Origin of the sequence: Bartonella sp. AU18XJBT (assembly GCF_028618595.1) — a bacterium.
GTDB lineage: Bacteria > Pseudomonadota > Alphaproteobacteria > Rhizobiales > Rhizobiaceae > Bartonella.
The window spans coordinates 1-8,171 of sequence record NZ_JAQITE010000050.1; the positions used below are offsets into that span (position 1 = coordinate 1).

General features: G+C 35.0%; 11 protein-coding genes and 2 pseudogenes. 8 read left to right on the top strand and 5 right to left on the bottom strand.

What is annotated here, in order from left to right; genetic code table 11:
• Nucleotides 1-335: 335 nt before the first annotated feature.
• A complete protein-coding gene (locus PVV60_RS08870) occupies nt 336-632 on the top strand; it encodes a hypothetical protein (RefSeq protein ID WP_273724402.1) in 297 nt (98 codons plus the stop codon).
• A 49-nt stretch (nt 633-681) separates the two neighbouring features.
• On the opposite strand, the gene PVV60_RS08875 is transcribed toward PVV60_RS08870, so the two are convergent.
• Together PVV60_RS08875 and PVV60_RS08880 are read right to left on the bottom strand one after the other, a co-directional pair.
• Entirely contained in the window at nt 682-975 is a 294-nt protein-coding gene (locus tag PVV60_RS08875) for a HigA family addiction module antitoxin (protein WP_004856691.1), read from the bottom strand.
• Between the two features lie 16 nt (nt 976-991).
• Nucleotides 992-1,273, bottom strand: coding sequence for a type II toxin-antitoxin system RelE/ParE family toxin (locus tag PVV60_RS08880; protein WP_273724388.1), 282 nt, complete (start codon nt 1,271-1,273; stop codon nt 992-994).
• A 189-nt stretch (nt 1,274-1,462) separates the two neighbouring features.
• Between PVV60_RS08880 and ssb the strand changes: the two genes are divergently transcribed.
• The 5 genes from ssb (at nt 1,463) to PVV60_RS08905 (ending at nt 3,290) form a co-directional block, all read left to right on the top strand.
• Nucleotides 1,463-1,903: a single-stranded DNA-binding protein gene (gene ssb, locus PVV60_RS08885; RefSeq protein WP_273724390.1), complete on the top strand. Its 441-nt coding sequence runs from the start codon at nt 1,463-1,465 to the stop codon at nt 1,901-1,903.
• Nucleotides 1,904-1,908: 5 nt separating this feature from the next.
• A complete protein-coding gene (locus PVV60_RS08890; RefSeq protein WP_273724392.1) occupies nt 1,909-2,223 on the top strand; it encodes a hypothetical protein in 315 nt (104 codons plus the stop codon).
• Nucleotides 2,210-2,713, top strand: a complete 504-nt coding sequence (locus PVV60_RS08895; protein WP_273724394.1) for a hypothetical protein — start codon at nt 2,210-2,212, stop codon at nt 2,711-2,713. The genes PVV60_RS08890 and PVV60_RS08895 overlap by 14 nt, the downstream gene beginning before the upstream one ends.
• A 96-nt stretch (nt 2,714-2,809) precedes the next feature.
• The gene (locus PVV60_RS08900; protein WP_007346764.1) at nt 2,810-3,037 is read left to right on the top strand and encodes a DUF6290 family protein; all 228 of its coding nucleotides are present in this window, start codon (nt 2,810-2,812) and stop codon (nt 3,035-3,037) included.
• Nucleotides 3,021-3,290, top strand: a complete 270-nt coding sequence (locus tag PVV60_RS08905) for a type II toxin-antitoxin system RelE/ParE family toxin (RefSeq protein WP_015856325.1) — start codon at nt 3,021-3,023, stop codon at nt 3,288-3,290. The genes PVV60_RS08900 and PVV60_RS08905 overlap by 17 nt, the downstream gene beginning before the upstream one ends.
• A gap of 551 nt (nt 3,291-3,841) precedes the next feature.
• Here PVV60_RS08905 and PVV60_RS08910 read toward each other — a convergent pair.
• On the bottom strand, nt 3,842-4,354 hold the full coding sequence (locus PVV60_RS08910; RefSeq protein ID WP_273724395.1) for a hypothetical protein: 513 nt from the start codon (nt 4,352-4,354) through the stop codon (nt 3,842-3,844).
• A gap of 280 nt (nt 4,355-4,634) precedes the next feature.
• Between PVV60_RS08910 and PVV60_RS08915 the strand changes: the two genes are divergently transcribed.
• Together PVV60_RS08915 and PVV60_RS08920 are read left to right on the top strand one after the other, a co-directional pair.
• Complete coding sequence (locus PVV60_RS08915; protein ID WP_273724397.1) at nt 4,635-4,949, top strand: hypothetical protein; 315 nt, start codon at nt 4,635-4,637, stop codon at nt 4,947-4,949.
• Nucleotides 4,930-5,514, top strand: a pseudogene (locus PVV60_RS08920) (phage terminase large subunit); the annotation flags it as partial. The gene PVV60_RS08915 and the pseudogene PVV60_RS08920, both read left to right, overlap by 20 nt.
• 1,394 nt (nt 5,515-6,908) lie before the next feature.
• On the opposite strand, the gene PVV60_RS08925 reads toward PVV60_RS08920, so the two are convergent.
• Both PVV60_RS08925 and PVV60_RS08930 read right to left on the bottom strand, forming a co-directional pair.
• Nucleotides 6,909-7,688, bottom strand: a complete 780-nt coding sequence (locus PVV60_RS08925) for a hypothetical protein (protein ID WP_273724399.1) — start codon at nt 7,686-7,688, stop codon at nt 6,909-6,911.
• A gap of 98 nt (nt 7,689-7,786) precedes the next feature.
• A pseudogene (locus PVV60_RS08930) lies at nt 7,787-8,171 on the bottom strand (hypothetical protein); the annotation flags it as partial.

An 8,171-nucleotide genomic window follows, 5' to 3' on the forward strand; every position in this document is an offset into this window, starting at 1 on the left:
AATAGTGAAAAGTGCTGATCATTTTACGATTAGACATGCGTTTAAATCGACAAAAAGGTACCTTACAAAGCGATTTAAAGATTTTATGATAAATCCAACATCTACAATATAAAACGCTCTGTATGATCAAATTTAAGACAAATAGACCAATTGGTAAAATTAGGATTAAAGCATGTTCATTTTTAAACATTTATTCTTAACAATCCGTAAACAACCCATGCGAAAAAAGTGGGTTGCAACAGCTGTTGGTTATGTTCCTTGGGGGGACGGAGCAGAGGAGTATTTTTACAACCTCTACGAATATGAAGACGGTACAAGAGAGTGTGAAAAGTTTGATGGTGGTCAGTATTATACCACAAAAGTGGGTTGCAACAGCTGTTGGTTATGTTCCTTGGGGGGACGGAGCAGAGGAGTATTTTTACAACCTCTACGAATATGAAGACGGTACAAGAGAGTGTGAAAAGTTTGATGGTGGTCAGTATTATACCACACCAGAAAATGCGGATTTTAGTACCAAAGCGCAAGTGAAGGCGTGGGTTTACGGTGGTAATGTTCCTAAAAGCGTTCTGAATATTGAGCCTCTCATAGATGAAATCAACAAAGAAATAAAAAAACTATCAGAAGCTGCTTGATTTTAAAGAACATGACCTCTAGGTGTGAAGAAAGATGGACTAAGTCTTTTTAAAGATGCCCTACTTGCTCTAAAGGTGAAATATGTGGGATTGGGCTGTTATGCCGAGCTTGCCACAAATCATGCTTTTGTTGCAATTTAAGCCAGAATTCCGCATCATTTAAACCCGCTTTTTCTAACCGTAAAGCTAAGTTAATACTAATCGCCGCATGGCAGTTTAAGACGCGGGATAAAGTTAAACGTGCAACACCAAGACGATTTGCAGCTTCTGTTACTGTTAACCCTAATTCATCAAGCAATTCTTCTTTCAAAATGCCGCCAGGGTGTGGAGGATTGTACATCATAATAACACCTCAAAACTCAATGGTAATCTTGATAATCAATCAGTTCAACGTCTGTCCCAATGAAACGAAAGGTAACACGCCAATTTCCATTGACACGCATTGACCAGTAACCTTTTAAATCGCCCGTAAGCGCATGTAGACGATACGATTTAAGAGTAACTTGTTCAGGCGCGGATATTGTATCTAAAATTACTAAAATGTTTGCTAATTTTTTAGCATGCGCGGGTTGTATGCCTTTGCAGACTCCTCTTTCAAAGAATAATTTCAACCCTTTATGCTTAAAACTAACGATTGCCATATATACCCTCTTGATACTTGATACTATACACCATGCATTTATGTCAATTGATTATTTATCAAAGAGTGCTTTAAGACATAATTTTATATGTTAAAAAACAATAATATCCTTTTGAAATAATTGAAAAAATATGCAAATCATGATAGGATTTTGTATGTATTAAAATACAAATTTAAGGTAAGAAAAAACATGCTAAATAAAGTGATGTTAATCGGGCGTTTAGGTGCTGATCCCGAAAGCAAAACAATGAATTCTGGAGCTGAGGTAGTCAATTTTAGTATAGCAACTTCTGAAAGCTATACGGATAAAAATACTCATCAAAAAGTAGAGAAAACTGAATGGCATTCAGTTGTGATTTTTAATCCACATTTGGCAAAAATTGCACTTCAGTATCTAAACAAAGGTTCAAAAGTTTACGTAGAAGGAAAATTACAGACACGCAAATGGCAAGATAAAAATGGGCATGACCGTTACACAACAGAGATTGTTTTACCGCAATTCAAAGGCGAGTTAAAGCTCTTAGACGGAAAAAATAATGATAATCAAGAGCCATTATCTTCTTATGACAGAAGTTTCCAGCAACCTCTTGATACGCCTCATACTGTTATAAATGATGAGGTTCCTTTTTGATGTTAATGAGTCAATCCAATTCTTTGCAAATAATTATACAGAATAATATGCTTATGCAACAAGCGTTGTTAGAGAATAAAGGTAATGATGTACCTGCTACTGGTTTTGAAATAGCAATAATCATTGTATTTATGTTGACATTGGTTGTATTCGTTTGGGGGCTGGCTAATGATAAAATAAAGATAAGTGTACTAACTATAATTATAGGTCTCTCTTTATCCACGTGGTTATTTATTTTGGATAAAGAAACATGTTTAGCATCAGATAAAATTGGGCAAGATATTAGACAGACATTTGGGGGTATAAGTGAAAAAAAATAAAAAGAAAGATGCTTACATTTCACAAGTGAAAGTACGTCAAGATCCTGTTAATCAATTGGCAATTGAAATGCGTGCTAAACGCTTTGGTTTGACTATTGAAGAGGCTAAAAATCCGCTTGCTGGTACTTATGTTGGGCGGCTGTGTTTGCAAGGCATGCTTACTCAAGACCAGTATGATGCTGCGCAAAAATATCTTGAAGTGAAAAATGACTATTTGTGTGCAAAAGGTTTACCAAGCGCTGTTTATGATGAAATACCATCATCTTCTGATGACAAAGCAAGAGAAAAATGGGTTGAATTTGCAACAGAACAGTTTTCTAATATGCAAGAGGTGATAAAAGAAACACAACATCTCTATAGACAGTATAATCTTTATGCAGCAATACAATATATTGTTATCGAAGACCAAACATTACCACATCTTGTGAATTCATTGCGGGTCGCTCTTAACGCGCTTCATAAATATTTTGACAGAAAAACTAAATGGTAAATGTTTTATGTTGTTTCTTTCGCTATGACGCGAAACGTTTTTCTGTACAATTCGTTATATTTGTATTACAGTGAATACAAATATGAGGATTGTGTTATGACGATATCTATTCGATTGCCAAGTGATCTCGAAACACGTTTGAATAATTTAGCTGCTAAGACAGGACGTACAAAGTCTTTTTATTTGCGTGAGATTATTGAACGTGGAATAGAGGAAGCAGAGGATTATTATTTAGCTTCACAAGTAAGAGAGCGCGTTCGAAGGGGAGAGGGTACTTTTTATAGCTCTGAAGAGGTGAGGAAAGAGCTTGGCTTGGACGATTAGATATGAAAAAAAAGCTCTTAGTTTTTTAAAAAAATGCGATAAAAAAGAAGCACGGAGGATTGTTGATTTTTTAGATCAACATGTTGCTCCTCTTGAAGATGTGCGTGTAATAGGTAAGCCCTTAAAAGGACAGTTATCAGGTTTATGGAGATATCGTGTAGGAGATTACAGGATACTTTGTGAACTCTATGATAAGGAGCTTGTCGTATTAGTTTTGGCTATTGGACATAGAAAAAGCATATATAAAGGCTAAGGCAAATCTTTTATAAAATATTTTGATTCTTAATCAAGAATTAAAAGGAGTAATACCGCGCAACTAATTAGAGCAGTTGTTAATAAAAAGAAATAAGCAGGAATTTTCAATTTAAAGCGCCAAAGTAAGTTAATGATGATGGACATTATACTAATAAATATGAATATTCCTGTTATAATGATGAATATAATGATGAAATCATCAAATGTTATGCGCCTCTGAGGTTTTTCATAATCAGAAACAGTGGAAAACGAAATGTTATATTGATTAATTCCACTATCTGATAAAATCTTGTTTGGGTGCTGTTCTACTACGTATTGCTTTTGCAAAACTTTAATTTTTTCATGTAAATTTTCATCAGTATTAGAAGACTTGTAATGAGTAAGAATCTGTTCACTGTTAGCATAATCAGAAAGAAAAAGCCCACTGATCACTATGATTAATAAGTAAATTATTTTTTTTGCTGATAAGTAATTCATTATTTCTTTTGTGGTTGGAGTTTAAGTATATATTAAAGATTAGGGAAAAAGACTTAATAAATATTTTGATTGTTAGACAATTTTCCAAATAAATTTGATCAACGCTACCAGCGCTATAAGACAAATTAATATCAATGCTATAATCGCTACGATTCCTACAATTTCATCTAAATTTTCTATTATAGTAATAAAAATACCAATAAAAATTAACACTCCTAAAAATGCTATTCCTATTACAGGATAAAACACAAAAACTGCCGACCCAGCCGCCCAAGCCGCTGTTTGGAATTGGAGGGATAAGAGCTCATAAAATGCGCTGTCAATATTTTCATCTTTTAAACTTAGCTTTTCTTCTCTTGCACATGCACTTAGTATCAAAAAATACGATACAAATGCTACAAATATTGGTACAATTAATTTATCTTGTTGTTGATTGTCTAATCCGAAGGGATTAAAAGCAAGTAACATAAGACTAATTATAGCAGAGAATGGTAAAAATAAAATTAGTGTAAATATCTTTTTAATTCTGCATAAATCTGCTTTTTTGAGAAATAACATTAATGCCCCCCGCTTTTTGCTAATCAATAACTTTGTGCTTCCATATAATTGATTCGTTTAGAAGATACAATTGTGAGTGGTTGGTTGTTAAAGACACTAGATTTAGGTAAAAAAATAAAAAATACACAATATTGTGATTTTTTTGTTGACAGGATATGAAAAATAGTGTTTTATGGCGTTGCTGTACTAGTCGAATTGCGTCTAGAATTACGGTAAAGGTATAACCTTTCTTATAAGTTTATCTGATTGTTCAGAGCCCTGCTTTTGCGGGGTTTTTTTATTGTCTTGTTTACAAAAAGAAACACACATGAAAACCACTGAAAAACTTGCAAAAAGAACGCCCCCAAAGGCAGGTCAAGGGCGGGTAAAAGGCGTGCCAAATAAAACGACACGTATTTTGAAAGAAGCAGTGCTTAAGGCAGCAGAGCGCGCTGGTAAGAAATATGGTGATGATGGTTTGGTCTCTTATCTAGAAAAACAGGCAATCAAATGCCCCGCTGCTTATTTGGCATTGTTGGGGAAGATTTTGCCTCTTCAAGTGACAGGGGAAGATGGCGGGGCGATTAAGATGATAACGCGTGTGGAAATCGCGCCTTTAGTTCATGACAACACGACAGATTAATATTGTTCCAAAGCTTATACCGATTTTTACAGGGAAGGCTTTGGTGCGTGCTGCTTGGGGAGGGAGAGGATCTGGAAAGACAAGATCATTTGCCTTGATGGCGGCTTTAAAAGGCTATCAATTTGGTATGCAAGGGATATCGGGCACTATCCTTTGTGCACGACAGTTTCAGAATTCTTTGGCAGAAAGTTCATTGGAGGAGATTAAACGCGCCATTGAAGCGCATGACTTTTTAAAGGAATATTACAAGGTTGGGGAATCTTCGATTAAGTCGATAGATGGTCGTATAGCCTTTCAGTTTTCTGGTCTTGACCGCAATATTGCAAGTATCAAGTCTATGGGGCGTATTTTGCTTTGTTGGGTTGATGAGGCAGAGCCCGTTACAGAGACGGCTTGGCAAACGCTTATACCGACTTTACGTGAAGAGGGAGAGGGGTGGAGAGCAGAGTTATGGGTGACATGGAACCCATTGCGAGAGAATGCCCCCGTTGAGAAGCGGTTTCGCTTTTCAGACAATGAGGCAATTAAGCGTGTTGAGATCAACTGGTCAGACAATGTGAGATATAATATCAAAAAACACAATAAAGTCAATAGTTTGTTTGTAATTATTTTATATGAATCCACTCAAGAATCCATCTTTTTATACGTGTTTAAATTGATCATTTTTTATATAAGATTGGCATGTATGAATAGACCATAAAAAGCAAATCATGGTGCAAATATTATAACGCATGTAAACGTTCATATGAAATGAAAAGCAGCTATCATTCATAACAGTTCATAAATTTTATGATACGTTTTTATCACAGCAGAAATCGCATTGTTTAAAAATTTAGTCGTTTGGAATTATCGATAACATAAATCGCATACGTTTAAAGATCACAGCTTGTTTTAAAGATTGGATTGTTTAATCGTATAAAACCAAAATTATTGCTTCCCAAAATTGGGGAGCAAAAATCTATATCTCTTATAGCAATATTTTATTACCTATTAGAGGTAATCGTTTGAAACTGTTATAAGGTAAATTGTATTAAAAGATACGCATTTATAGAAAATAGAGATCATATAGTTTTCCCCAAAATTGGGAAAAACCTTTAAAATGGCATTAAAGCAATTAACGGTTTGAAGCATTCATAAGCTTATAGGTTTAATTCATAAAGATTGCACAAAGGATTTAAAGACAAGATTGATTTTATAACCACGGTATTTTTTTACCGAGGTAGGAAATCAAGGTAATGAAATTCAAAACGTCATATCTTATGAAATTGAAAGCCTTTATGATATAGGCAAGCAAGCGAATAGCAAAATCGTTATAACATCATAAGGTACGGAATTTTTCTAAATTTTTAGACAAAACGCCATTGTTTAAAGAATGCTCTATTCTAAAGATAACAAGCTCGAATTTGAGCTGGTTGATTTTTCCAACTCAAAATTAAGCCAGCTTATTTGTAAAAAGTTACATTTAAAGAAAAGTAAAAATACGCTTATGAGAACCTCTCTACATGAACGTTTAAACGTTTGAAACTGATGTTTATAACAGTTTTTAAAGCCTTGCGTTTGATAAAAGCGGTTGTTTGGTTGTTTATTGTCTTTATGAGAGCTTGTTTTAAAAGAAGCATTTTGATCATGTGCTTTATTTCAAAAGACCACCTCACAAATGAGGGTGTTATGATTAATACGTTTGAGAGAAACGAAAAGCGTTTATAGGCTCTCTCATTCAAACGAGTGATTAAAGATCATACGCATCATTTACATTCCTTTTGATAAGTTTTCATATCTCTAATAGAGCGCTTGTAATATAATACGTTTTGTATATACGCGTTATTACCTTAATTAGGGTTGATTCATAAGGATAGACATTTGAAAGCCGCGTCATATCAGTTGGCACGGCTTTCTTTTATGAATTCTTTCTTTTATGATGCGTTTATAGCCATCAAGAAGGTGCTCCCATACCTATTTTTATTCTGTTTTATCAATAATCTTAACAACATTATTGTTTTCATAAACCTCATAATTTTTTGGAACCAACTTTGCTTTGCTTTTTGTGTTGATTGTTGCATTGCCATAAGCACGCCCCCAGATCGTTGCACAATGTGAGATTTTTGCATTGCCATAAACAGAGCCATAAATCTCACAAGAGCCCCCCACGCGCGCATTGCCATAGACCTTGCCATAAATCTTTGCACGACCCTTAATAACAGCATAATTATAAATTTTCGCATGGCTATAAATGCAAGCAGAGCCACAAACCTTGGCATGACCATAGACGCGGGCATAACTAAAAACCGTAGCATCATAAGAAACATGGGCATGGTCATAAATATGAGCATCAGCAAGAACGCGAGCAGCACCACTCACATGAGCATTGCCATAAACATTGCCATACACATGAGCACTCCCATAAACACAAGCCTGATCATAAATCTTGGCATATTGAGAGATAAAAGCCTTGCTATAGACCTCGGCATTGCCATAAACCAGACCACAGACTTGCGAATAATGGCGTATTTTTGCATCATCATAAACACGGGCATGACCATAGACACAAGCATCATCATAAACCCAGCAATTGCCATCATGGGATAGGTTAACTTCCTTTTCAATAAAACCCCCAAGATCGCCAGCCTTGACATCATCAAAATCCCTTAAAGCACGAATGCGATAAAGGCTTGTAATATTGCGAGTAAGAGCATGTTTGATTTTTTTTATTTCACTGGTTAATTCGTATTTTTTACACATAGGGATACCCTCACAATCTAATGTGATAAACGTTTGATAAAATTTGGAATGGAAAATTTGATTAGAAAGCAGGCGCCCCCACAACGCCCATGCTTTATTTAAGCAGCTTCATTTATGGTTTTGTTATTATTCCCAATATCATCATAAATTTTTTGATTGCCATCAACTATAGCATTGCCAAAGATTTTTACTAAGTAACAAACATATACATTGTCAGAAACGACGGCATTATCGTAAACATGAGCAGCCCAATCAATACGAGCAGAGCCTAATATTTTTGCATTGCCATAAACAAAGCCCCTTACATAAGCATTATTAGCAATTTTCGCATTGTCAGAGATTTTTGCATCAAAAATGATATTAGCTTTATTACAAACAAAGGCATTGTCATAAACTTGACCACGAACGATAGCATTGTCATTAATTTTTGCATTGCCATAAACATGAGCATTTGCACCGAAAACCCATGCATCATCATTAACA